At 72.0% G+C, this 22,385-nt stretch carries 27 protein-coding genes and 1 pseudogene; 13 read left to right on the top strand and 15 right to left on the bottom strand.

Going from position 1 to position 22,385, the window contains the following annotated elements; genetic code table 11:
- The first annotated feature begins 147 nt into the window (after positions 1-147).
- From AL2_RS15665 to AL2_RS15655, 3 genes are read left to right on the top strand one after another with little or no spacing between them, the layout of a single operon-like run.
- Positions 148-387: a ribbon-helix-helix domain-containing protein gene (locus AL2_RS15665; RefSeq protein WP_067634493.1), complete on the top strand. Its 240-nt coding sequence runs from the start codon at positions 148-150 to the stop codon at positions 385-387.
- Positions 384-773 (top strand): hypothetical protein, encoded by a 390-nt coding sequence (locus AL2_RS15660; RefSeq protein ID WP_067634491.1) that lies wholly within the window; start codon positions 384-386, stop codon positions 771-773. Before AL2_RS15665 ends, AL2_RS15660 begins: the two co-directional genes overlap by 4 nt.
- 58 nt (positions 774-831) lie before the next feature.
- Positions 832-1,371 (top strand): hypothetical protein, encoded by a 540-nt coding sequence (locus AL2_RS15655; protein WP_067634489.1) that lies wholly within the window; start codon positions 832-834, stop codon positions 1,369-1,371.
- 35 nt (positions 1,372-1,406) lie between these two features.
- Here the strand turns inward: AL2_RS15655 and AL2_RS39165 are convergent, their stop codons facing one another.
- From AL2_RS39165 to AL2_RS15640, 3 genes are read right to left on the bottom strand one after another with little or no spacing between them, the layout of a single operon-like run.
- A complete protein-coding gene (locus tag AL2_RS39165) occupies positions 1,407-1,913 on the bottom strand; it encodes an isoprenylcysteine carboxyl methyltransferase family protein (RefSeq protein ID WP_067634487.1) in 507 nt (168 codons plus the stop codon).
- Entirely contained in the window at positions 1,910-2,959 is a 1,050-nt protein-coding gene (locus tag AL2_RS39160) for a type III polyketide synthase (protein WP_067634485.1), read from the bottom strand. The genes AL2_RS39165 and AL2_RS39160 overlap by 4 nt, the downstream gene beginning before the upstream one ends.
- Before the next feature lie 52 nt (positions 2,960-3,011).
- Positions 3,012-5,330 (bottom strand): MMPL family transporter, encoded by a 2,319-nt coding sequence (locus tag AL2_RS15640; RefSeq protein WP_067634483.1) that lies wholly within the window; start codon positions 5,328-5,330, stop codon positions 3,012-3,014.
- Between the two features lie 71 nt (positions 5,331-5,401).
- Here AL2_RS15640 and AL2_RS15635 point away from each other — a divergent pair, with 71 nt between their 5' ends.
- On the top strand, positions 5,402-6,031 hold the full coding sequence (locus AL2_RS15635; protein ID WP_067634481.1) for a TetR family transcriptional regulator: 630 nt from the start codon (positions 5,402-5,404) through the stop codon (positions 6,029-6,031).
- Positions 6,032-6,086: 55 nt separating this feature from the next.
- On the opposite strand, the gene AL2_RS15630 is transcribed toward AL2_RS15635, so the two are convergent.
- The 5 genes from AL2_RS15630 to AL2_RS15610 all read right to left on the bottom strand — a co-directional run bounded on the left by AL2_RS15630 (position 6,087) and on the right by AL2_RS15610 (position 9,107).
- On the bottom strand, positions 6,087-6,452 hold the full coding sequence (locus AL2_RS15630) for a DUF2516 family protein (protein ID WP_067634480.1): 366 nt from the start codon (positions 6,450-6,452) through the stop codon (positions 6,087-6,089).
- A 180-nt stretch (positions 6,453-6,632) separates the two neighbouring features.
- Positions 6,633-7,055, bottom strand: coding sequence for a hypothetical protein (locus tag AL2_RS15625; protein WP_067634478.1), 423 nt, complete (start codon positions 7,053-7,055; stop codon positions 6,633-6,635).
- Positions 7,052-7,507, bottom strand: a complete 456-nt coding sequence (locus AL2_RS15620) for a helix-turn-helix domain-containing protein (RefSeq protein WP_067634476.1) — start codon at positions 7,505-7,507, stop codon at positions 7,052-7,054. The genes AL2_RS15625 and AL2_RS15620 overlap by 4 nt, the downstream gene beginning before the upstream one ends.
- A 138-nt stretch (positions 7,508-7,645) precedes the next feature.
- On the bottom strand, positions 7,646-7,942 hold the full coding sequence (locus AL2_RS15615) for a YiaA/YiaB family inner membrane protein (protein ID WP_067634474.1): 297 nt from the start codon (positions 7,940-7,942) through the stop codon (positions 7,646-7,648).
- A gap of 103 nt (positions 7,943-8,045) precedes the next feature.
- Positions 8,046-9,107, bottom strand: a complete 1,062-nt coding sequence (locus tag AL2_RS15610) for a neutral zinc metallopeptidase (protein ID WP_083946550.1) — start codon at positions 9,105-9,107, stop codon at positions 8,046-8,048.
- A 42-nt stretch (positions 9,108-9,149) separates the two neighbouring features.
- On the opposite strand from AL2_RS15610, the gene AL2_RS15605 reads away from it, so the two are divergent.
- The 5 genes from AL2_RS15605 (at position 9,150) to AL2_RS15585 (ending at position 13,959) form a co-directional block, all read left to right on the top strand.
- Positions 9,150-10,922, top strand: a complete 1,773-nt coding sequence (locus AL2_RS15605; RefSeq protein WP_067634472.1) for a DUF2207 domain-containing protein — start codon at positions 9,150-9,152, stop codon at positions 10,920-10,922.
- 71 nt (positions 10,923-10,993) lie between these two features.
- The gene (locus tag AL2_RS15600) at positions 10,994-11,425 is read left to right on the top strand and encodes a hypothetical protein (RefSeq protein ID WP_067634470.1); all 432 of its coding nucleotides are present in this window, start codon (positions 10,994-10,996) and stop codon (positions 11,423-11,425) included.
- A 183-nt stretch (positions 11,426-11,608) separates the two neighbouring features.
- A complete protein-coding gene (locus AL2_RS15595) occupies positions 11,609-12,292 on the top strand; it encodes a FadR/GntR family transcriptional regulator (protein WP_067634468.1) in 684 nt (227 codons plus the stop codon).
- Entirely contained in the window at positions 12,289-13,536 is a 1,248-nt protein-coding gene (locus tag AL2_RS15590; RefSeq protein ID WP_067634466.1) for a CynX/NimT family MFS transporter, read from the top strand. The genes AL2_RS15595 and AL2_RS15590 overlap by 4 nt, the downstream gene beginning before the upstream one ends.
- A 42-nt stretch (positions 13,537-13,578) precedes the next feature.
- Positions 13,579-13,959, top strand: coding sequence for a hypothetical protein (locus AL2_RS15585; protein WP_067634464.1), 381 nt, complete (start codon positions 13,579-13,581; stop codon positions 13,957-13,959).
- Positions 13,960-13,990: 31 nt separating this feature from the next.
- Here the strand turns inward: AL2_RS15585 and AL2_RS15580 are convergent, their stop codons facing one another.
- Both AL2_RS15580 and AL2_RS15575 read right to left on the bottom strand, forming a co-directional pair.
- Positions 13,991-14,944: an asparaginase gene (locus AL2_RS15580; RefSeq protein WP_067634462.1), complete on the bottom strand. Its 954-nt coding sequence runs from the start codon at positions 14,942-14,944 to the stop codon at positions 13,991-13,993.
- A 212-nt stretch (positions 14,945-15,156) separates the two neighbouring features.
- A complete protein-coding gene (locus AL2_RS15575; protein WP_245666673.1) occupies positions 15,157-15,975 on the bottom strand; it encodes a beta-keto acid cleavage family enzyme in 819 nt (272 codons plus the stop codon).
- A 29-nt stretch (positions 15,976-16,004) separates the two neighbouring features.
- On the opposite strand from AL2_RS15575, the gene dtd reads away from it, so the two are divergent.
- Positions 16,005-16,430, top strand: coding sequence for a D-aminoacyl-tRNA deacylase (dtd, locus tag AL2_RS15570; RefSeq protein WP_067634613.1), 426 nt, complete (start codon positions 16,005-16,007; stop codon positions 16,428-16,430).
- Between the two features lie 4 nt (positions 16,431-16,434).
- Here the strand turns inward: dtd and AL2_RS15565 are convergent, their stop codons facing one another.
- The 4 genes from AL2_RS15565 to AL2_RS15550 all read right to left on the bottom strand — a co-directional run bounded on the left by AL2_RS15565 (position 16,435) and on the right by AL2_RS15550 (position 19,270).
- The gene (locus AL2_RS15565; protein WP_067634458.1) at positions 16,435-16,932 is read right to left on the bottom strand and encodes a hypothetical protein; all 498 of its coding nucleotides are present in this window, start codon (positions 16,930-16,932) and stop codon (positions 16,435-16,437) included.
- A 79-nt stretch (positions 16,933-17,011) separates the two neighbouring features.
- Complete coding sequence (ygfZ, locus tag AL2_RS15560; RefSeq protein WP_067634456.1) at positions 17,012-17,998, bottom strand: CAF17-like 4Fe-4S cluster assembly/insertion protein YgfZ; 987 nt, start codon at positions 17,996-17,998, stop codon at positions 17,012-17,014.
- Between the two features lie 48 nt (positions 17,999-18,046).
- Entirely contained in the window at positions 18,047-18,463 is a 417-nt protein-coding gene (locus AL2_RS15555) for a Fur family transcriptional regulator (RefSeq protein ID WP_067634454.1), read from the bottom strand.
- 318 nt (positions 18,464-18,781) lie between these two features.
- Positions 18,782-19,270: a heme-binding beta-barrel domain-containing protein gene (locus AL2_RS15550; RefSeq protein ID WP_067634452.1), complete on the bottom strand. Its 489-nt coding sequence runs from the start codon at positions 19,268-19,270 to the stop codon at positions 18,782-18,784.
- A gap of 96 nt (positions 19,271-19,366) precedes the next feature.
- Between AL2_RS15550 and AL2_RS15545 the strand changes: the two genes are divergently transcribed.
- Both AL2_RS15545 and AL2_RS36335 read left to right on the top strand, forming a co-directional pair.
- Positions 19,367-20,032: a GIDE domain-containing protein gene (locus tag AL2_RS15545; RefSeq protein ID WP_067634450.1), complete on the top strand. Its 666-nt coding sequence runs from the start codon at positions 19,367-19,369 to the stop codon at positions 20,030-20,032.
- A gap of 148 nt (positions 20,033-20,180) precedes the next feature.
- Positions 20,181-20,543: a DsrE family protein gene (locus tag AL2_RS36335; RefSeq protein ID WP_083946549.1), complete on the top strand. Its 363-nt coding sequence runs from the start codon at positions 20,181-20,183 to the stop codon at positions 20,541-20,543.
- Positions 20,544-20,657: 114 nt separating this feature from the next.
- Here the strand turns inward: AL2_RS36335 and AL2_RS40305 are convergent.
- Positions 20,658-21,200: pseudogene (locus AL2_RS40305) on the bottom strand (DUF2238 domain-containing protein); the annotation flags it as partial.
- A 142-nt stretch (positions 21,201-21,342) separates the two neighbouring features.
- On the opposite strand from AL2_RS40305, the gene AL2_RS15530 reads away from it, so the two are divergent.
- Positions 21,343-22,365: a TerC family protein gene (locus AL2_RS15530; protein ID WP_067634445.1), complete on the top strand. Its 1,023-nt coding sequence runs from the start codon at positions 21,343-21,345 to the stop codon at positions 22,363-22,365.
- Positions 22,366-22,385: the final 20 nt, after the last annotated feature.

The raw sequence follows: 22,385 nt of genomic DNA, 5'->3' as shown, positions 1-22,385 counted from the left end.
TGTCCATCGCGTGTTCCTCTCTCTCCGGCGGGGGTGCCCAGCCCCTACACGAACGGCCGGCGCCCGGATCGACAGCACGCCCGCGGCGAATCCCGGAAAGGCGGCCAGTACACACTGGAAGGCTCTTGAGTGTGTATTGTGTCGCCCATGGCGAGACTCAACATCACGCTTCCGGACGAGCTTGCCGCCACGTTGCAAGGGCTCGCCGAGGACAAGAAGATCGCCTCGGTGTCCGGGTTCCTCGCGGACGGGGCGCGGCTGAAGCTGGCCTTCCTGCGGGACTCCTCGACCATCGACGACCTGTTCGGCCCGCCGAGCCCCGACGAGCAGGCCATGGTGGACCGGCTCGTCGAACGCGGCGCGCCGGACCGCCGGGACGTCGCGTGATCACCGGTCACGTCTTCGACGCGACCGCCCTCCTTGACCTCGCCACCGGCAAGACGATCTACGTTCGCGCCCGGCTCCGCGCGTCCATCGCCCAGCACGCCACCATCGTGATCCCGGCCACCGCGCTCGCCCGCGCGTGGCAGATCGTCCCCGACCACGGCCGCACCGTCCTGGAGCGGCTGCCCGGCATGCAGGTCGTGCACGTCGACGACCTCGACGACGTGATCGCCCAGCAGACCGGCCTGCTCGTCACCACGATCCCCAACCTCGGGATGGACGCCGCGCAGGCGGCGTGGTCCGCGCGCTGGCGGCGCTGGCCGCTGATCACCGCCGACCCGGGGATCTACGAGGCCGTCCCCGGCGTCCGCGTCGAGCAGATCCCCTGAGTCCGCCGCCCCCGCCGCCCGCGCTGTTTGCCGGGCGAGAGGGGGGTACGGGCCCCGCATGCCGACACGTGGCAGCCGAGGATTGCTGCACATCTATCTGACCGATCACCTGGCCGCGGCCGCCGGCGGGGTGGCCCTGGCCCGCCGGGCCGCGCGCTCGCACCGGGACGCCGACGACGCGGAGCGGCTGACGAGGCTCGCCGCCGACATCGCCGCCGACCGGGGGGCGCTGCTGGCCATCCTGCGTTCGCTGGGGATGCCGGCCCGCCGGTACAAGAGCATGGCGGTATGGGCGGCCGAGAAGGCCGGCCGGCTGAAACTCAACGGCCGGGCGGTCACCCGCTCCCCGCTCAGCGATCTCGTGGAGGTCGAGGCGCTCCGCCTGGCCGTGGAGGGCAAGGCGGCCGGGTGGCGCACCCTGCTCGCCGTCGCCGACCGGGAGCCGGGCCTGGACGCCGGGCAGTTGCGCACCCTGCTGGACCGCGCCGCCGCCCAGATCGAGCTCCTGGAGCAACTGCACGCGAAGGCCACCGACACGGCGTTCCGCGAGACGGGGACGGAGCAGGCGGAACGGACGGAGACAGCCGTGTCGCCGTGATCGGGCACGAGGCGTCCGGCCGGCCGAGGCCGTCCTCAGCGCCGGCCTCGGCTCAGCGCGTCGTTCTCGACCCTGATGCGGGTCCTGAGCAGGCAGAGGTCGGCCGCCGTGAACAGCAGCGCGGTGCGCCACGCGCCGTGCACGAGCGGCAGGGCGACGCCCTCCGCGACGACGGCCGCGTAGTTGGGGTGCCGCAGACGGCGGTAGGGGCCGCGAGCGACGAGCGGCATGCCGGGCACGACGATGACCCGGGTGTTCCACCGTTTCCCCAGGCTGGCGATGCACCACCAGCGCAGCGCCTGGGCCGAGGCCGCCACCGCCAGCATCGGCCACGCCAGTGCCGGGACGAACGGGGTCTTCCGCGCCTCCAGCAGCGCGCCGCCCAGCATCCCGGCATGGGCGGCGGCGATCAGCGGATAGTGCCGGGCGCCGTACTCGATCCCGCCGTGCCGCCGCGCCCAGGCGCGGTTGCGGCGCGCCACGGCCAGCTCGGCAAGCCGCTCGGCCGCGACGAGCGCGATCAGCGCCGGGTACCGGCTCACCAGCGCAGCAGGACGAGTTCGGCGGAGAAGCCCGGGCCGAGCGCCATGAGCAGGCCGGGTTCGCCGTCCGGCGGGCGGCGGTGCGCGATCGTCTCCTCCAGGACGTTCAGCACCGACACCGAGGACAGGTTCCCCATGGTGCGCAGCGAGTTCCAGGTGACGTCCAGGGCGCCCGGTTCCAGGCCGAGTTCCCGCTGGATGATGTCGATCACCTTGGGGCCGCCGGGGTGGCAGACCCACGAGCCGACCTCGTCCACGGAGAGTCCGTGGTCGCCCAGGAAGGACGCCACGTCGCCGGCCAGGGTCGCCTCGACGTGGTCGACCAGGTCGGCGGCCAGGACGACGCGGAGGCCGTGGTCGCCGACGTCCCAGCCCATGAGCCGCTCGGTGCCGGGGTAGAGCCGGCTGCGGGACGCGACCACCCGCGGTCCGGGGAGGGAGCCGGTGTCGCGCTGGTCCCCCACCGCCACGACGGCCGCGGATCCGTCCCCGAACAGGCCGCTGGCGACGAGGTTGGCGACCGAGGTGTCCTCGCGCTGGACGGTCAGCGAGCACAGCTCGACGCAGACCAGCACCGCGACCCGGTCGGGCCAGCCGCGCAGATGGTCGTGCAGCCGGGACAGCCCGGCGGCGCCCGCCGCGCATCCCAGCCCGAACATCGGCACGCGCGTGACGTCCTCCCGGAGGCCGACGCGCTGGGCCACGCGGGCGTCCAGCGAGGGCGTCGCCACCCCGGTCGAGGAGCAGAAGATCAGGTGGTCCACGTCGTGCGGGGCGTGTCCGGACTTGTCGAGCGCGTCCCGCACGGCCCGCGCCGCCAGCTCGACGGCCGTCTCGATGTAGACGTCGTTGGCGCCCGTGAAGCCGCCGAGCTTCACGTACTCGTCGATCGGCAGCGCCAGGTTGCGGCCGGTGACCTGGGTCGCGGCATGGAAGCGGCGGACGAGATCCTCCTTGGCCTCCGTGCGCTGCACGACGGCCCGGGTGATCTGGTCCTGGTCGTAGTGATGGTCTGGCACCACCGTCCGTACTGCGGCAACGCGCATGGGCCCCCCAAGTGTGTCCGTCCACGCACTTACCCGGCCCTCCGGGGAACAGTCAGCCGGTCAGCTCCAGTTCCAGCTGCTCGGCGGCCGGCCGCGCGGGCGGCGGGGGCGAGGGCGGGGACGGGCGGGACCGGCCGGGCCACCACCAGTTGGCGTGGCCGAGCAGGCTCATCAGCGCCGGGACGAGGACGAGCCGGACGATCGTGGCGTCCATCGCGACGGCGACGGCGAGGCCGAGCGCCATCATCTTGATCATCGGGTCGGGTTGCGGCACGAAGCTCGCGAACACGAAGATCATGATGAGCGCGGCGGAGGTGATGAGCCGGGCGGTGGCCCCGATCCCGGTCACCACGGACTCGTGCGGGTCGCCCGTCCGCTCGTACTCCTCCTTGATCCGCGACAGCAGGAACACCTCGTAGTCCATGGACAGCCCGAAGATCAGGGCGAACATGAACAGCGGGATGAACGACATGATCGGGATGGCCTGGTCGACGCCGAGCAGCCGGATCCCCCAGCCCCACTGGAACACGGCCGTGACGACGCCGAACGAGGCGCCGATCGACAGCAGGTTCATGAGCGCCGCCTTCACCGGGACGACGATCGAGCGGAAGGCGATGACGAGCAGCACCAGCGCCACGGCGACGACCGCGACGACGACGATCAGCATCCGGTCGCCGACCGTCCCGGCGATGTCGATGATCGCCGGGTTCTCGCCGCCCAGGTAGATCTCGGTGCCCGGATGGGCGTCCCGGACCGCGGCTAGCTCCACGTTCCGCAGATGGTGGACGAGGTCGGTGGTCGACCGGGCGTGCGGGGCGTCCCGCGGAGTGACCAGCAGGATCGCAGTCTTCCCCGCCACCACGGGCTCGCCGACGAACACGACGCCGGGCGCCTCGGAAAGCCGCTTCCGCAGTTCCTGGGCGATGAGGATCGCGTCCTTGTCGGGCTTCTTGCCGGTGTCCGGCGCGCCCTTCGGACGGGCGGGCTCCGCTGACGGGCTCGGCGCGGGCGCCGCCGGTTGCGTCAAGCCGCTGAGCCCTTCGCGGCCGTCCACCGTGGGGACCACCCGCTTCGGCACGACGCGCTTCTCCTCGCCGGGCACCCGCGCGACGACGACGAAGGGGCTGTAATGGCCGGCGCCGAACTCGCGGGCGACGATGTCGTAGGCCTGCCGCGCCTCCATCTTCGGGGACGACATGCTGTCCGCCATCACACCGAACCGCAGGCTGAGCGTCGGGATGGACAGCGTGAGCAGGACGAGCGTCGCGACGATGGCGTACGGCCAGGCGTGCCGGTCGACGTGGCGTCCCCAGGCCGTCCAGCGGCGGGAACTCCGGTCGGGGCGGACGCGCGGCAGCCTGTACCGGTCGATGCGGTGCCCGAGCGCCCCTAGGACGGCGGGCAGCAGCGTCAGCGCGGCGACGACCATGATGGCGACGGCGAGCGCGGTGAAGATCCCGATGGTTCCGACGAACTCGATCCCGGACAGGAACAGCCCGCAGATCGCGAACACGACGGTGCCGCCGGCGAAGACGACGGCGTGCCCGGAGTGCGCCATGGCCCGTCCGACCGCGGTCTCGACGTCGTCGCCTTCGGCGAGCTGCTGCCGGTAGCGCGTGACGATGAACAACGCGTAGTCGATTCCGGCGCCGATGCCGAGCATCGCCGCGCACATCGGCGCGGTCGGCGCGATCTGGAAGAACGACGCCGAGAAATGGATCAGCGAGTACGCGACGATCATCCCGCACAGCGACACCAGGATCGGGATGCCCGCCGCGAAGTACGACCCGAACGCGAGCAGCAGCACGCCGAGCGCCAGGACGATCCCGACGCCCTCCTGCGGCCCGCCCTTCGGCTGGTTGAGGATCATCGCGACGATGCCGCCGAACTTCACGTCCAGCCCGGCCAGCCGGGCGGGCTCGACGGCGCGGTTCAGGGCGTCGAGGTCGGCGTGGCCGACCTCGCTCATCGTCCCGGTGAAGTTGAGCCGGACGACGACCGCGTTGTCGTCCTTCAGCCCGCCCATGCCGGGGACGTAGGGGTTCTCGACGAACGCGACCCGCCTCAGCCCGCCGATGGCGTCGATCGACTGGCCGATCGTCAGCGCGACCCGCCAGTCGGCGGGGCTCGCCTGGCGCGTCTCGTGGAAGACGACCGTCGCGGTCGGCCCGGTCATCGCGGGGAAGTCCTGGGCGAGGGTGTCGATGGCGCGCTGCGTCTCGGTGCCGGGCAGCGTGCTCTGCTGGACGAACATGCCCCCGTGCATGAGGCCGAGGACGCCGGTGCCCAGCATGACGGCGACCCACAGCTCGAAGACGGTACGCCGCCGCCGCACGCAGAGCCGCCCGAGCGCCTCCAGGAAACCCGCCATGCTGGCAGAGAACACCTATCGCTGCAGATTTGCAATAGATGCAACTTTGCAGTCATGGTAACGTCCGTCACATGGACGAGGAGCGGGCCCGGCCGGGCCTGCGGGAGCGCAAGAAGCTGCGCACCCGGCAGGCCATCGCGACCGCCGCGCTGCGCCTGTTCGCCGAGCGCGGCTACGAGGAGACGACGATCGCCGACATCGCCGCCGCCGCCGACATCGCGCCCCGCACGTTCTTCAGCTACTTCCCGTCCAAGGAGGACGTCGTCTTCGCCGAGATCGACGACCGGCTCGCCGAGGTCGCCGAGCGGCTGCGCCGCACCCCCGGCGAGACGCCGATGGAGACGATACGGCGCAGCATCGTGGACGTCCTCAACGCGGTCGTCTCCGAGCACGCCGACTACGGGGCGGTCCAGGTCGCCCTGGTGCTGGGGCGCCCCGCCCTGCGGGCCCGCGCGCTGCAGCGCATGACGGACGCCCAGGAGGCGATCGAGGCCCTGCTGCGCGACCTGTGCCCCGGCATCTCGGAGATCGACGCGGTGGCCGCGTCCGGCATAGCGATCGGCGGCATGCAGGCCGTCGTCGCGCACTGCCGCCGCGAGGGCTACGACCCGCTCTCCATGCGGACGGCCCTCGACCGCGCCGTGGACATCGTCGAGCACGGCCTGGTCTCGGTCGACGCACTGTCCAGCCCGTCCCCGTAGACCGCCGGGCCCGAACGGTCGAGGAGCGCGCGCTCACGGCCTCACGGCAGGAAGGTCACCAGGGGCCGTAGGGGCCCGAGCGGGAACCGCCCCGGCCGCCGTTGTTCTTCTTGAACGGCGCCACGGCGGGACGGACGTCCGCCAGGTAGATCGCGGCGCCGATGAACGCGGCGACGGGGAGGATGCCGAGCAGCAGCGCGATGGGGCTGGCGCCGAGCGCGGCGGGCGCGACCGCGTAGGCGCCGCCGACGACGGTCGCGACGATCAGGATGATCATCCAGAGCTTCTTGCTCTGCTTGCTCGCCGCGGAGAAGGCGCCGGTGGGCACGGTCAGCGAGTCGATCAGCGCCCACGCCTCCATCACGAAGGCGATGATCAGCAGTAGCCAGAAGAAGTAGTCCAGCACATTGAAGCCCGACATCGGCGATCAGCGCTCCTGCTCGTCTCGGACGGCGACTCCTCGTCGCGCACACGGCGTCCCTCGGCCCAACCCTATGCGCACCGCCCACCCGGGCAGCCTGGCGGAACGGACGGCGGCCTGTTGGAACAGACGAAGGAACCCGGCCGGGTGTTCCCGGCCGGGTCCCGCACGGCGATGCCGTTACTTCTTCGTGGTGGAGCGGGTCTGCCGCGCGGCGCCGGTGCCGGTGCCGGTGGTCCGGCGCGGCTGCGTGGTGCGGGTCTTCGTGCCCGGCTTGGCGTCGGCCTCGGTGATCTCCGCGACCTCGACGGCCTCGCGGTTCACGACCTTCTTGCCGCGCTCGGCGAGCTCGTCGATGATCTCGGCGGCACGGGTGCCGAAGTGCGTGGCGTACGCGACCGCCGCGCCGGGCAGGTCCTTGGCGTCCACGCGCTCCTGGTACCGGGAGACCTCGCCGCGGTAGCGGCCCATGGTGTCGCGGACCTGCTCGCGGTAGCGGTCCACCTGACCGGGGACCTCACGGAGCTTCTCCACCGCGAAGTCGCCGGCGCCGGCCACGGCGTAGACGGCCTTGTTCTCTCGGAGGTTGCTGGCAAGCGTCATCCGACCTCTTCCTTTCCGTTCAGTGTGTGGTCTGCTGTTTCGGGTGCTGCTCGATCCGGCGCGGCCGCGTCGGCGAACCCGTCGGCGAACTCGGCGCCGAGCACGCCCGTGGCCTCGTTCTCCTTGAGGAACGACGCGTAGATGTCGAGCAGGACCTGCTTCTGGCGTTCGGTGAGCAGCCGGTCGGCCCGGACGGCGGCCTGGACATCGGTGTCGGCCTCGCGGTCCTCAAGGATGCCCGCCTGCACGTACAGCGCCTCGGCGGAGATCCGCAGCCCCTTGGCGATCTGCTGCAGGATCTCGGCGCTCGGCTTGCGCAGGCCGCGCTCGATCTGGCTCAGGTACGGGTTGGAGATGCCGGAGACGTCCGCGAGCTGGCGCAGCGAGATCCTCGCGCGCGTCCGCTGTTCCCGGATGTACTCCCCGATGGAGCCGACCTTCGAACTTGCCATGCCTCCACACTGCGTCATGGTGCTTGCAATTGCAAGCGGTCTAGCTAGCACTTCGTGGTGAATCGAGTCACATGCCGGAAAGGTCGGAAAAGTCAGAGCCCGGCGCCACCGGGGGATGGCGCCGGGCTGGGCGGAGCGTCACAGAGTGGGGGTCGAGTAGGGGTCGTGCTCGGCGAGCAGCTTGTCGAGGCGGGCCTGGTCGACGCGGCTCGTGATGGCCTGGTTCTCCTGCTTGTCGCGGACGCACTTCGCCAGCGTGAACGTGGACGTGATCACGTACAGCAGGCCCATCGCGAGGAACGCGCGGACCCACGTGCTGACGGGCAGGTACGCGACGCCGACGGCGACGGCGGTGCTGGACACGGCGAACGAGATCACGGCCTGGAGGAAGAACGCGGTGGTGCCGGCGGGCGCGGGCGGGTTCGTGGTCGTCATGCCACGAGTCTCCGGCCCGCCCCGCACGCCGGCATGAGTACCGATGCTCAGACGGCCGTGGGTGAAGGACTCAGGCCCACGCCGGGGAGACGCGCAAACGGGGTCAGCTCACCTTGGAGGGCGGAGCGATCCAGGTGTTGCAGACGGTCAGGTCGCGGCCGTCGAAGCCGGTGACCACCCAGCCCGCGTAGTGCCGGCCCGACCCGTGGTCGCGCTCGTCCGGCGGCTTGCGGTCCTCGCCGCGGCCCCGGACGTCGATGATCATCGCGACGTACTGCTCGCGCGTCATCGGCAGCGTGGACCGCTCGCTGCCGAGGAACGCGCCGGCGAAGCACTGCGCCTGCAGCTCGATGCGGCGGCTCGCGGCGTTGCCGGTCGCGGTGTCGCCGCTCTCGATCTGCCGGTCCCCGTAGAGGAGGATCCCGGCGCGGTCCTGGACGTGGTGGCCGTACTCGTGCGCGATCACCCGGGCGAACACCGAGTAGTGGGACAGCGACTCGCCGCCCGACGTCTCCACGACGTGCTTGAGCCCGACGTACATCGTGTTGTTCGCGGGGCAGTAGAACGCGGACGCGCCGGGGGCCGGGTAGCTGCCGCACGGGCTGCGCCCCGGCTCGACCCAGAACACTCGGTGGGGCCTGTCGAACGAGATCCGGGCCTTCTGGAACTGCTTGGCCCACGCGGCGTCCAGGCAGTCGCTCAGCGTGTTCATGAACTGCCGCATGGACTCGGCGGACGGCAGGATGCGCGGCAGCCGGCAGCTCACCGGCGTCAGCGCGCCGGTCTTGTACAGCGGGCTGGCGGCGGCCTTCTCCTTCGGCGACAGCGCGTCGCCGCCGCCGGACGAGATCGGCGCCCGCGTGCCGCTGGCGGCGCTCTGCGTCCCGCCGAGCACCGAGAACCCCAGGATCATGAGGACGACGAGGGCCGTCAGCCCGCCGAAGATGCCCGCGATCGTCCCGCCGGCGCTGCGGCGTGGAGGCGGGCGCAGCGGGGCGTACCGGTACTGCGGCCGCCCGTAGGCAGGAGGCCCGTAGCCCGGCCCGTGCGGGGGCGGCGCGCCATAGGGCGGCCCTCCGTACGGAGGTCCGCCGTACGGAGGCCGGCCGTAGGGCGGTGCCGGTGGCCGCGGCGGAGGGGGCGGCGGGGGGTAATGACCTGCCATAGCGCAGAATCATCGCACGCGTTGCCGATACTATTTGCGGCCATGTCTGCTCTTGCGGCGTTGTTCCGGTTCCGGCCAGTCGTCCTGACGGTGTCGGCCGCGGTGTCGGCCGCGGCACTGATCCCCGTGCTGACCTCCCCGTCCGCGGCGGCCGAGGGCACGGGGACCGCGTCCGGGACGATCGCCGCGGCGGAGCGGGTGCTGAAGGACGAGGTCGTCCTCACCGCCGGGAAGGGCGGTGTCACCAGGGTCAAGGAGACGATCGTCTACCGGTTCGCCGGTCGCGGTGGCTTCGAGCGGACGTTCCGCACCCGCAGCCACGAGAGCCTCAGCGAGGACCGCGTCTGGAAGATCGGCAACCTGCGGGCGAGCAGCCCCGACGGCGGGCCGACGCGGGTCAGCGAGTCCAGCGCGGGCCTGAAGACGACCGTCAAGGTGAGCGGCGCCAAGGACCTGACCGGAGACCGCACGGTCGTGCTGGAGTACGACCTGCGCGGCGCGATCACCCCGATGGGCGCGGCGGAGGAGCTGCGCTGGCCGGTGATCGGCGGCTGGAAGGTCCCGCTGGACGAGGCGAAGGCGACCGTCGACGGCGGCGCGATGATCCGCAACGTCAACTGCTTCACCGGGCCGATCGGCAGCACGATCGGCTGCACGCAGTACTACACGAACCACACCCGTACGCAGGGCGTCTACGCGCAGCAGGGGATGCTGCCCGGCGAGTACCTGACGGTCGTCGCGGGCCTGCCCGCCGGCACGACCGGGGGCCGCGCGATCTACGAGCGCCGGCACACGCTCGCGACCGCGTTCTCCGTGAACGCCGTGACCGGCGGCGCGCTCGCCGGCCTGCTGGCGCTGCTGGTCGGCGGCGTCATCGCCCTCTACCTGCTGCGCGGGCGGGACGCGCGGGTCGTCGGCAGGAAGGCCGCCGAGGGCGACCAGGCGCCGCTCGCCGGGTCGGAGTTCGAGCCGCCGGACGGGGTGCGCCCCGGCCAGATCGGGACACTGATCGACGAGCAGGCCGACGTGATCGACGTGACCGCGACGATCGTCGACCTCGCCGTCCGCGGCTACCTGCTGATCGAAGAGGAGGACAGAGCCCGGACCGGCCGCCTCGACTGGACGCTGCGCCGCCTCGACCGTCCGCAGGTCGACCTCCTCCCCTACGAGCGGATCCTGCTGGACGCCCTGCTGACCGCGCCGGACGGGTCCGGCCGCGACGCCGTCAAGCTGTCGGAGCTGGGCGGCACGTTCGCGACGAAGCTGGCGCAGGTCAGGTCCGCGATGTACGACGACGTGGTGAAGCAGGGCTGGTTCGCGCGGCGCCCGGACACCGTCCGGTCCCGCTGGACGATCGCGGGCATCGCCGTGACGCTGCTCGGCATCGCGGCGACCGTCGCGCTGGCCATCACCACCGAATGGGCCCTCGCCGGCCTCGCGCTGATCATCGCGGGCGCGGCGCTGGCCTATGGCGGCCAGTACATGCCGGCGAAGACCGCGCGTGGCGCGACGGTGCTCGCGCACACCATCGGCTTCCGCGCGTTCCTGGAGCGCGGCGCCGTCCCGGACGGCGACGCCGCCGCGTCCCGGCAGCGGATCGCGCTGTTCTCCCGGTTCCTGCCGTACGCGGTCGTGTTCGACACCGTCCCGAAGTGGGCGGAGACGGTCAAGGACGCGGGCGAGCGGGCCGAAGGCGCCGACAACCTCTACTGGTACGAGGGTCCGGCCGAGTGGGACCTGTCGAATTTCGCCGAGTCGATGCGGACGTTCACGCTGGCCACGTCGGGGTCCATCTCCCAGTCGCGAGGCATGTGACCCGCACCGCGGTTACCGGACGGTTAACCGCCTGACGCCGGGTAGAGGGTGGGGCGAGGAGGTGTCGCCTCATGCTCGCCGGCTACCCGGACCCGAGCGTCGCGCCCGGCGGCGTCGGGGACCGCTGGTTCCTCTACATCGGCCCTGCCGTCATCTTCCTGGCCGTCATCTTCTGGGTCGTCATCACGCTGACGGCGTCCCGGCACCGGCCGCGCAGCCGGCACCCGATGGGCGGCCTGCCGAACCGCGGGCCCGTGCAGGGCGGGATCATCAAGGGCAGCCCGTCCCAGCGGACGCGCCGCGACCCGGCGCCGTCGGTGACGCACCGCGAGGTCACGGCACGCGTCGAGTACGGGCGCCTCGGCGAGCAGGCCGTGCGGGAGAAGGAGCAGGCCGAGGCCGGCAAGAGCAGGGCCGAGAGGCTGGGCAAGGCCCCGGTCCGGGCGGGCCGGAGACCGAAACGGAAGCGGCCGGGCCTGTTCGGCGCGCGCAGGCGCCGCTGAGCGACCGCGCCCGCGAACGCGACGCCCGCCGGGACGGTTCCCATGTCCCCACACCACCACCCGGCGGACGTTGTCCGAGCCCGCGGTGGCCGCCGAGACCCCTCCCGGCGGCCACCGCGGGTCCGTTTTGATCGCCTCTCGTAAGATGTCTGACGTCTTACGTTGGGAGGGGTTCCGGTGGGGTTGAGTCCTGTTGCGGGCGGATCGACGGTCGATGCCGTCCTCGAACAGCTCCAGGCGCAGGTCAGCGGCGGTTCGTGGCCGGTCGGCGGGCGGATTCCGGCGGAGCTGGACCTCGCCGCGCAGCTCGGCGTGAGCCGTCCGGCCGTGCGGGAGGCGATCCGGGCGCTGTCGCACGTCGGGGTGCTGGAGGTGCGGCGCGGCGACGGGACGTACGTCCGCAGCAGCGCCGACCCGCGCCCGCTGCTGCGCCGGGTGGCGCGGGCGTCCGCCCGGGACGTGTTCGAAGTGCAGCTGGCCTACGACGTCCAGGCGGCCCGGCTCGCGGCCCGCCGGCGCACCGCCGCCGACCTGGCGCGGCTGGAGGAGCTGCTCCGCGGCCGGGACGAGGCGACCGAGCCGGACGCGTTCGGCGCCGCCGACGCGCGGTTCCACCTCGGCGTGGCGGAGGCGTCCCGCAACCCGGTCCTGATCGAGGCGATGCGGTACTTCATCGACCGGCTGCACGAGTCGATGCGCGCGATCCGGCTGGACCGCGAGGTCCCCGAGGCGGGCCCGGCCCGGCACCGCGCCGTGCTGGACGCGATCGCGGCGGGCGACCCGCAGGCGGCGGCGTCGGCCGCGGCGGCGGTCGTGGAGCCGACCCTCGCCGCCCTGGAGGACCTGCTCGGCGGGGACGCGCGATGACGGCGCGGCGCGCGGGCCTGGCCGCCTCCCTCCTCATGATCGTCTTCATGGCGGTCAACCTGCGGCCGGCGATCGCGGCGGTCGGGCCGCTGCTGACCGAGATCAGCGACGAGTTCGGGCTGTCGGGCGCGGCGGCGGGCGCGCTCACCACGCTCCCGCTCGTCTTCTTCGGCTCCTACGGCCTGGTCGCCGCGTTCCTGCCGCGCGCACCGCGCGGCGAGACGCTGCTGGTCAGCGCGATGGCGCTGCTCGTCGGCGGGCTGGTACTGCGGCTGGTGGACGCCCCGGCGGCGCTGTTCGCCGGGTCGCTGGTCGCCGGCATCGCGATCAGCATCGGCAACATCGCGATGCCCGGGATCATCAAGCGGGACCACCCGACGAGGATCACGACGGCGACGGCGATCTACACGGTCGCGGTGACGGCCGGGGCGTCGCTGTCGTCCGGGCTCGCCGTGCCGGTCGAGCACCTCTTCGACGCGACCTGGCGGCTGCCGCTCGGCCTGCTCGCGATCCCGGCGGCGCTCGCCGGGCTGCTGTGGGTGCCGCGGGCGCGGCGGGCGGCGCACGCGGCGCGGTCGGCGCCGCCCGCGGCGGCCCCGCGCGGCGTCGCCGCCCGGGTGTGGCGGTCGGGCCTCGCCTGGCACGTCACGGTCTTCATGGGCCTGCAGTCGCTGCTCGCCTATGTCGTCCTCGGCTGGCTCCCGACGATCTGCCAGGACCGCGGGATGGACGAGGCGCCCGCCGGCTACGTCCTGGCCCTGTCGGCGGCGATGCAGGCGGTCGGGTCGCTGGCCGTCCCGGTGCTCGCGCGCCGGACCCGCGACCAGCGCCCGCTGGTGATCCTCACCGCGGCGCTGACCATGATCGGTTTCGTCGGGGTCACCTGGGCGCCGATCGGGTCGGTGTGGGGGTGGGCGGTGGTCCTCGGCTTCGGACAGGGGCTCGGGTTCGCGAGCGCGCTGTCGTTCATCGGGCTCCGCGCCCACGACGCGCAGATCGCGGCGCAACTGTCCGGGATGGCGCAGGGCATCGGCTACCTCATCGCCGCGCTCGGCCCGCTCGCGCTCGGCGCGCTGCACGACGCCACCGGCGGCTGGAGCGTTCCGATGGCCGGGGTACTGGCCGTCTGCGCCCTCATGACGGTGCCCGGCCTCGCCGCGGGACGCCTCCGCACGGTCGGCGCGCCCGCCGCCCCGCCCCCGGGCGAGATTAACTCGGAAATTAGCGGACACATCCCTAATTGACCCCCAGCTGGGGCCGCTACACCATGGGGAGGTGGACCGACAATGGAGGCCACGATCCTGGCCGCAGCATCGCCCACGGTCGCGCTCGGATGGCTGTGGATCATCGTTGTGGTGGCCGTGGTGCTGCTGATCGCCCGGGCCTGGGTGTTGCGGGCGGCCTCGACCAGGCAGATCCACCCGGGCAAGCGGAACGACCAGATGAACCACCGCGGCATGGAGCAGGGCGGCATGTACACCTACCGCCCCGGGATGTTCTCGCACAGCTACCCGCCGGCCCGGGACGGCCAGTGGGAGGAGTTCCGCAAGGACAACCCGCAGCCGGGCCGTGAGCCGAGGAGACCGTGGCCGGACGGCGTCCTGTACGAGCAGACGGTCTTCAAGGAAGAGTTCGACGAACTCAAGCGGCAGACCCAGAGCCGCTAGAAAGACCGACCCGCTAAAAGACCGAGAGCCGCTAGAACACGTCGGGTGCGGGACGGACGGCGCCGACGACACGGTCCCCGCCCCGCACCTCGACGACGGCCGGCTCGTCCAGCGCCGTCCCGCCGAGCCCGAGCGCGCGCAGCAGCGCCACGGTGACGGGTGTCCGCGCCCGCATCGCCCCATCGTCGATCTTGACGGCGCCGGCCCGCCCGTCGGTGAACGCGAACGCGTCCACGCCCTCGGCGCCGCACTTGACGAGCAGCCCGGGGACGGCCTCCATCAGCTGCCGCTCCTCGCGCCGGGTGCCGGACGTCCACTGCGGGTGTGTGCGCATGGCGTCGGCGACGCGCCGCTCGGGCGTGCCCGGCCGGGCCAGCACCAGCGCGCGGTACGCCCGGGCGACCCCGGCCGTGGACACCGCGAACAGCGGCGCCCCGCACCCGTCGACGCCGACGGCCGCGGCCGTCTCACCGGTCAGCTCCTCGACGGCGCCCCGCACGGCGAGCTGCAGCGGGTGGTCGGGATCCAGATAGGTCTCGGTGGGCCACCCGGCGGCGACGCACGTCGCGAGCATCGCGGCGTGCTTGCCGGAGCAGTTCATCCGCATCCGCGACGGCCCGCCGCCGGCCCGGACCAGCGCCTGCTGCGCCTCCGGGTCGATGGGCCAGCTCTCCGGGCAGCGCAGGTCACCGGCCACCAGCCCGGCGCCCGCGAGGATCTTCTCCGCGCCTTCGACGTGGAAGTCCTCCCCCGAATGGCTGCCGGAGGCCAGCGCGAGCAGCTCATCGTCCAGCCCGAGGCCGCACCGCAGCATCGCGACCGCCTGCATCGGCTTGTTGGCCGACCGGGGGAAGATCGGCACGTCGGGCCGTCCCGCACGGAAGGCGACGCCGCCGTCCGCGTCGAGCCCGACGGCCGTGCCCCGGTGGCGCGACTCCACGAACCCGGAGCGCTCCACCTCGACCAGCACAGGATTGACGTCCACCGCACTCTCCCTCAAGCCACGGACCGGCCCCCGGCACACCGGTCCGAGCACACCGGTCCGACCACCGACAGGACACCGACACACCGACCCGGACATCGCCAGGTCCCAGAAGAACAGGCCCCACCCACCCGGGGGCGGACCCGCTAACTCCATGGTCAAGTACCCGCCCCACCCCACGGAAGCGACATCACTTCCTGTGGATAACCCCAAGATCAGCGGAGTTTGAGGCTGAGCAGCGCACGCGCGTCCGCTGCGGGCATCGGCGGACGCTGCGCCAGCGACGCCGCCTGCGCCGCACGTTCCACCAGCTGGACGTTCGCCGTCACCGGCCGGCCCTTGGCCAACGTGACCGTGTCCTCCAGGCCCACGCGCAGGTGGCCGCCCGCCGACAGCGCCGCGAACAGCACGGGGAGGGACGTCCGTCCGATGCCGGTCGCCGACCATGTCGCACCGGACGGGAGCGCCTCAACGGCGGCGACCAGCGTCCGCGCGTCCCCCGGCATGCCGCCTGGCACACCCATCACCAGATCGCAGTGGACGTGGCCGCCATAGGGAAGCCCGTACTTGTCCAGCAACCGATGCAGCGCCGCCACCTGACCCAGGTCGAACAGCTCGAACTCTGGGACGACCTCCAGTTCCTGGGTGCGCTGGTACAGCTCCACCATGAACGGCCAGGGGTTCATGAAGACGTCGTCGCCGAAGTTGACCGTCCCGCAGGTGAGCGAGCACATGTCCGGCTCGGCGTCCAGGACGCGGAGGCGGTCCTCATACGGGTCGGTGACCGCACCCCCCGTCGACAGCTGGACGATCAGTCCCGTGCTCTCCCGTAGCGCCGACACCGTGTCCCGCAGCTGGGACGGGTCGAGCGTGGGCCGCGCGTCGTCGTCGCGGATGTGCACGTGGATCACGGCCGCGCCGGCCGCCTCGCACTCCTTGGCCGTCTGAACCAGTTCATCCAGGGTGACGGGCAGGGCCGGGACGTCCGACTTAGCGGACTCCGCACCCGTGGGCGCCACCGTGATGAGCGTCATTGCTCCCATAGGCGGCAGAATGCATGGTCATGCGTGCTGTAGTCCAGAGGGTGAGCCGGGCGGGCGTGTCCGTGGACGGGCGGATCGTCGGCGAGATCGAGGGGCCGGGGCTCCTCGTGCTCGTCGGCGTGACCCATGACGACGGCCCCGAAAAGGCCCGCAGGCTGGCCTCGAAGCTGTGGGGCCTGCGGATCCTGCAGGACGAGAAGTCGTGCTCGGACCTGAACGCGCCGCTCCTCGTCGTGAGCCAATTCACCCTCTACGGGGACGCGCGGAAGGGCCGCCGGCCGTCCTGGACGGCCGCCGCGCCCGGCGACGTCGCCGAGCCCCTCGTCGACGCCGTCGTCCGCGAACTGCGCGATCTCGGAGCCGAGGTCGAGACGGGCGAGTTCGGCGCCGACATGAAGGTCTCGCTCGTCAACGACGGCCCGATCACCCTGATCATCGACGTGTGAGGCGTCAGCGGAAGCCGTAGATCGTGCCGACCACCACCGCGATCGTGCCGGCGGCGGCCAGCAGGATGAGGGCGCGGTCGAGCAGCGTGAGCCGCCCGCGGACGTCCGAGGAGACGACCACGACCCCGGTCTCGCCCTCGTCCGGGGCGGGCTGCGGCGGCTCCTTCTGGAACGGGTTGCGGAGACCGGCGAGCCGCCACAGCGCGTCGTTGCGGAGCCGCTGATGGGCGGGCCCGCAGGCGAACAGCCGTCCCCGGGTGCGCTCGGTGCAGGCGGCGCCCTGCTGGCTCAGGATCCGGCACATGGTCGGGACGAGCATGAACTGGTACAGGCACCAGGCCAGCAGGCCGAGCAGCGCGACCCGCCACGACTGCAGCCACCACGCGAACCCGGCGAACGCCGCGAACAGGGCCCACCACACCAGGGCGGACTCCCGGCGCGGGCGGCGCCGGGTCCCCCGTCTGGCCGCCGGCGGCTCCCGCTTCCCGAGGTTCACGACCATGGGCAGGATTCCACCCTTCCTGGGCGACGTCCGTTAAAAATCGTCTATAGCTGACGATATTCGCCCAGGGCGCAGGCTGCTAGCCGTGTTTCGCCGGACGGCGGCGCAACGCGATCTGCGCGTTCGCCCCGGTGTCCGGCGAGACGACGACCTCCTGCGCCGCCGCGACCCCGCCGGCCAGCAGTTCCGCGTCGACCGGGACGTTCCGCTTCACCATCGCCAGCGCGACCGGGCCCAGTTCGTGGTGCCGGGCCGCCGATCCGACGAAGCCGACCGTCCTGCCGCCAGGGATCTCCACCGGGTCGCCGTGCGCGGGCAGCCGGTCGACGCTGCCGTCCAGGTGCAGGAACACCAGGCGGCGCGGCGGCCGCCCCAGGTTGTGGACGCGCGCCACGGTCTCCTGCCCCCGGTAGCAGCCCTTGTTCAGGTGGACGGCCGTCTCGACGTAGCCCGCCTCGTGCGGGATGGTCCGCTCGTCGGTGTCGAGGCCGAAGCGGGGACGGTGCTCGGCGATCCGCAGCGCCTCATACGCCCACATACCGGACGGCTTGCTCCCGTCCGGGAACTCGCCCCGCGGGACGATCCGCGTCGTCGTCCCGGCGACGTCCGGCCAGGCCAGGCCGCCGCCGTCGGGTCCGGACGGCCCGGTGACGACCATGTACTCGTCCGACACGTCGGCGACCTCGACCCGCAGCATGAACCGCATCCGGTCGAGGAACTCCACCAGCGACGGGGCCGCCCCGGGCTCGACGTGCGCCCAGGTCGCCTCGCCGTCATCGATCACGAAGAGATGGTGCTCGATGTGGCCCTTCGGCCCGAGCAGCAGCGCCTCGGTCGGCTCGAACGGCTTCAGCGCGTCCAGATGCTGGCTGAGGAGGCTGTGCAGCCACTTCAGCCGGTCCGGGCCGGAGACCTTGACGACGCCCCGGTTGCTCCGGTCGACGAACGCCGTCCCCTGTTCGAGCGTGCGTTGCTCCCGCGTCGGGTCGCCGTAGTGCGCGGCGACCTCCTGATCGGGCGCATCGGCGGCGACGGCTCCGGGCGACTGCAGCAGCGGGCTCTCCATGGCGTCCAGACTATGTCGCGCCGTCCAGACTATGTCGCGCCGTCCGGACTATGTCGCGCGGCAGTCCTTGCACCGCCCGTACACGGTGAGGTGGTGCACGTCCGTCTCGAAGCCGAAGTCGCGCTGCAGGACGTCCGCCAGGCCCGCCGCCGCGCGCGGATCGACGTCCTCCACCGTGTGGCAGCCCCGGCAGACCAGGTGGATGTGCTCGGCCTCGGCCGCCAGGTGGTAGTTCGGCGGGCCGTGTCCGAGATGGGCGTGCTTGACGAGCCCGAGCTCTTCGAGGAGTTCGAGCGTCCGGTACACGGTGGAGATGTTCACGCCGCGGGCGGTGCGCTGCACCTCGGTGCAGATCTCCTCGGGGGTCCCGTGCTCCAGGTTCGTGACGGCCTCGAGGACCAGCTGGCGCTGAGGGGTGACCCGGTACCCCTTGGCCCGCAGTTCCTCCTGCCAGGACTCGACCATGCCCCGAGTGTAGAACCCGCCGGCGTCCGCCCGTCCGCACCGATTCAGCTCACGGAAAACCTGTTTGCCTCGCCGGACGGGCTCACATAACGTGCGGGGTACGCGCGAAAGGAGGTGGTCCAAGCAATGGTTGATTGTAGGACTCGCGAGGTGACTGTCCGCTAGTCGCCGTTCAGCCTCGGACCACCGTCCCCTGGGCGGTGGAGCCGGTCGCGACGGTGACCGGCGAATACCAGGCAGTTACCCGATCCCCGGACCGATGGACCCGTCCTGTCCGTCGTCCCGCCACCCGGCGGGAAGGTCCGGGGATCGTTTTGTCTAGGACACCTTCTTGAGCTGCGCCGACAGGTGCGACTGGAGCGGCTGGCCGACGGCCGCCATGTCGTACGCCCAGCCGAGGTCCTCGCCGATCAGCCCGTAGAGGCGGTGGCCGCCGGTGACCTCCTTGGCCGACTCCGTCCGCGCGACCACGTCGGTCTGCAGCTCCACCCGGTTGAACGCGACGGTCCCGACGTAGATCTCGATGATCCCGGTGGGGTGGGCCAGCGTCACCTCCACCCGGTGGTCGGGACGCGGCCGCCAGTAGCCGGTCTCCACGGCGAGCGGACGCCCCAGCGTGCCGTCCGCCTCGATCATCCAGGTGCGGCTCGCGTAGCTCAGGAAGGGCTTCCCGATGTGGGTGAAGGACAGCTCCTGGCCGAAGTTGAACGACTCGATCGTGGGGTAGCCGCCCACGCCGGCGCCCTCCCAGGTGCCGAGCAGGAACTTCAAGGGCTCAAGGTCCGGGTGCAGCTCAGGGACATCCATGGACACCGAGCGTAGCGGCGCCCGCCACCGCTCGTCCTCCCCGATCCGGGACTGTCGTCCCTGTCCGGAGCCGCGAGCCGCTCCGATCATGGGAGCGTGTCCATCCTCACCATCGCGATGTTCATCCCGCTGCTCATCGCGGCCGCCCTGCTCGCCGCCGGCTGGGTCTGGCGGATCCGCTTCCGCAACCTGCACCGCGCCGCCGCGACGAGCTGCGCCGGGGCCGCCGCCCTGAACAGCGGCGTCCCCTGCCAGGTCAGCGGGACGGCCCTCGCCGTCCAGCCCGCCCCCTTCTCCGGACGTCCCTGCGCCTGGTACCGGACGAAGGCCACCGCGAGGACGAAGACGAGCGGCAAGCGGGTGTTCGTCCAGGAGGAGTCGAAGGCGCCCTTCTACCTGCGGGACGAAACGGGACATCTCCTCATCGACCCCGAGACCGCCGCCGTGGACGGGGCCGTCCGGACGATGGACGAGCGGCGTCCCCGCAGCGGGTCACTACCGGGCCTGGACGAAGAGGTCACCGAGTACCGGTACGAGGAGTGGATCCTGCCGGCCGATCAGCCCCTGTACGTCCTCGGGACCTCGACGGGCGGCTCCATCGGCAAGGACCGGGAGACCGGCCAGTACGCCATCACCACGCGGACGCGCCGCGAGTACCGGCGCCGCGCCGTGATGTTCATGGGCATCGGCTACGGCGGCGGCGCGGCCATCTTCCTCATCTGCTGCGCCGTCGTCGCCATCGACTACCTCTACTTCGACTGACCCGCCCGGCTACTTCAGCCGGCCCAGCCGGATCACGAGGAGGACGGCGGCGACCGCCATGACCGCGAGGGCGAGGACGAGGATCCCCGCGTTCACCATGCCACCCACCCCAGGATGCTATGCGGGACGCCCGCACTAGAGTGCGGTTATGGCGAGACCACTGGTGATCAAGGTGACCGCGGGGGCGGACGCCCCCGAGCGCTGCAACCAGGCGTTCACGGTGGCGGCGGCCGCCGCGGCGAGCGACGTCCCGGTCTCGCTGTGGCTGACCGGGGAGTCGGCGTGGTTCGCGCTGCCGGGCCGGGCCGCCGAGTTCTCACTGGCGCACTCCACTCCCCTGGACGACCTTCTCGCCGTCGTCCTCGCCGCGGGACGCGTCACCCTCTGCACCCAGTGCGCGGCCCGCCGCGACATCGGCCCGGACGACGTCCTGCCCGGCATCCGCATCGCCGGCGCCCCGACCTTCGTCGAGGAGATCACGCTCGACGGCGTCCAGGCGCTCGTCTACTGACCCGTCCCAGGCGAGGTAGACGGTCGTGTCCAGGCTCAGCCCCCGCATGACGCCGCGGCCGTGAGCGGCCGGGCGGGGCACAGCGCGGGTACCGGCGCGGCGGGCCAGGGCGGCGACGAGCAGACCGGCGACGGTGGAGCCGGCGAGGCCGAGCATGAGGTCGCCGATCGTGTCGCGGTAGATCGTGACGGTTTCGGGGGTGTCGAGGATGAAGACGCCGTACTCGAAGAACTCCCACAGGATCGCCGCGACGGCGCCCACTCCGGCGCAGCTCAGCGCCAGCGCCCATGGCTTGAGGCCGCCCCAGCGGCGGAGGGCGACGCCGGCGGCGGCGCTCAGCAGGGCCCAGTTGCCGAAGTGGCAGGCGTCGTCGAACCAGGTGACCGTGTCGTAGAGGTCGGCGGCGTTCCCGGCGACGTCCACGAGGAACGGGAGCGTCAGGAGCAGGTCGATGTCCCACGGGAAGGGCCGGCCACGTCCGCGCAGCGCCCAGATGAGGGTGACGAGCATGACGGCCGCGGGGTAGGCGGCCACGCGGACGCCCATCGCCTTGTCCGCGAACCGGTCCCACTCGGGGAAGGCGACGGCGAGCGCGAGGAGAACGGCCAGGGCCGCCTTGGCGGCGAGTGCGAGCGGGCGCCAGCGGGAAGTGTCCATGCCCGACATGATGGCTTTCCCTGCGCCCCGCCCACATCGGTGCGAGTACTCAGATCCCCCTGAGTGCTTCGCCCCGCGCGGTAGAAGTGCCGGAGAACGGATATAGGTCAGCGGACGCCCCCTTCAGGAGGAGCCGGCCGGAATGCTCGATGTACCCCTATGGGCCTGGGCCGCCACGATCGGACTGATCGTGGCGCTGTTCGTGCTCGACTTCTTCGTCGCCGTCCGCCGCCCGCACGCGGTGCACATCAAGGAGGCGACGTTCTGGTCGGTGTTCTACATCGGCCTCGCGGTCCTGTTCGGACTCGCCGTGTGGGCGCTCGGCGGGCCGACGGCGGGCACCGAGTACTTCTCCGGGTGGATCGTCGAGAAGAGCCTGTCGGTCGACAACCTCTTCGTCTTCGTGATCATCATGGGCCGGTTCGCGGTCCCCGACGAGTACCAGCAGAAGACGCTGCTGTTCGGCATCGCCGCCGCGCTCGTCCTGCGCGCCGTCCTGATCGTGGTCGGCGCCGCAGCGATCAATCTGTTCTCCTTCACCTTCCTGATCTTCGGGCTGATCCTGATCTGGACGGCGGTCCAGCTCATCCGGCACCGCAACGAGGAGCCCGACGTCGAGGACACCTTCTTCGTCCGCCGCGCACGCAAGATCCTCCCGGTGAGCGACAGCTTCCACGGCGGGCGGATGCTCGCCCACGAGGACGGCCAGCGCGTCATGACGCCGCTGCTGCTGGTGTTCATCGCCATCGGCAGCACGGACGTCCTGTTCGCGCTGGACTCCATCCCCGCCGTGTTCGGCGTCACCAAGGACCCGTTCCTCGTCTTCTCCGCCAACGCGTTCGCGCTGCTCGGCCTGCGCGCCCTGTACTTCCTCATCGAGGGCCTGCTGGAACGGCTCGTCTACCTGTCGATCGGCCTGTCGGTGATCCTCGCGTTCATCGGCGCGAAGCTGATCATGCAGTTCCTGCACGAGGACGTCACCGAGTCGATCCCGGCGGTCCCGACCCCGCTCTCACTGGGCGTGATCCTGGCGATCCTGCTCTTCACCACCGGCGCCAGCCTGATCCGCGTCCACGCCCATCCGGAGGAGAAGGCCAAGGCCGGCTCCCTCCGCAAGCGCCGCAAGAAGGAGCCGCGCGAGGAGAAGGAGCCGGCCCGCGGCTGACCTGGAGGTTCGTCCGGCGG

This window comes from Actinomadura latina NBRC 106108, assembly GCF_001552195.1.
Lineage (GTDB): Bacteria > Actinomycetota > Actinomycetes > Streptosporangiales > Streptosporangiaceae > Spirillospora > Spirillospora latina.
This window is presented reverse-complemented; position numbering and strand designations above follow the sequence as displayed.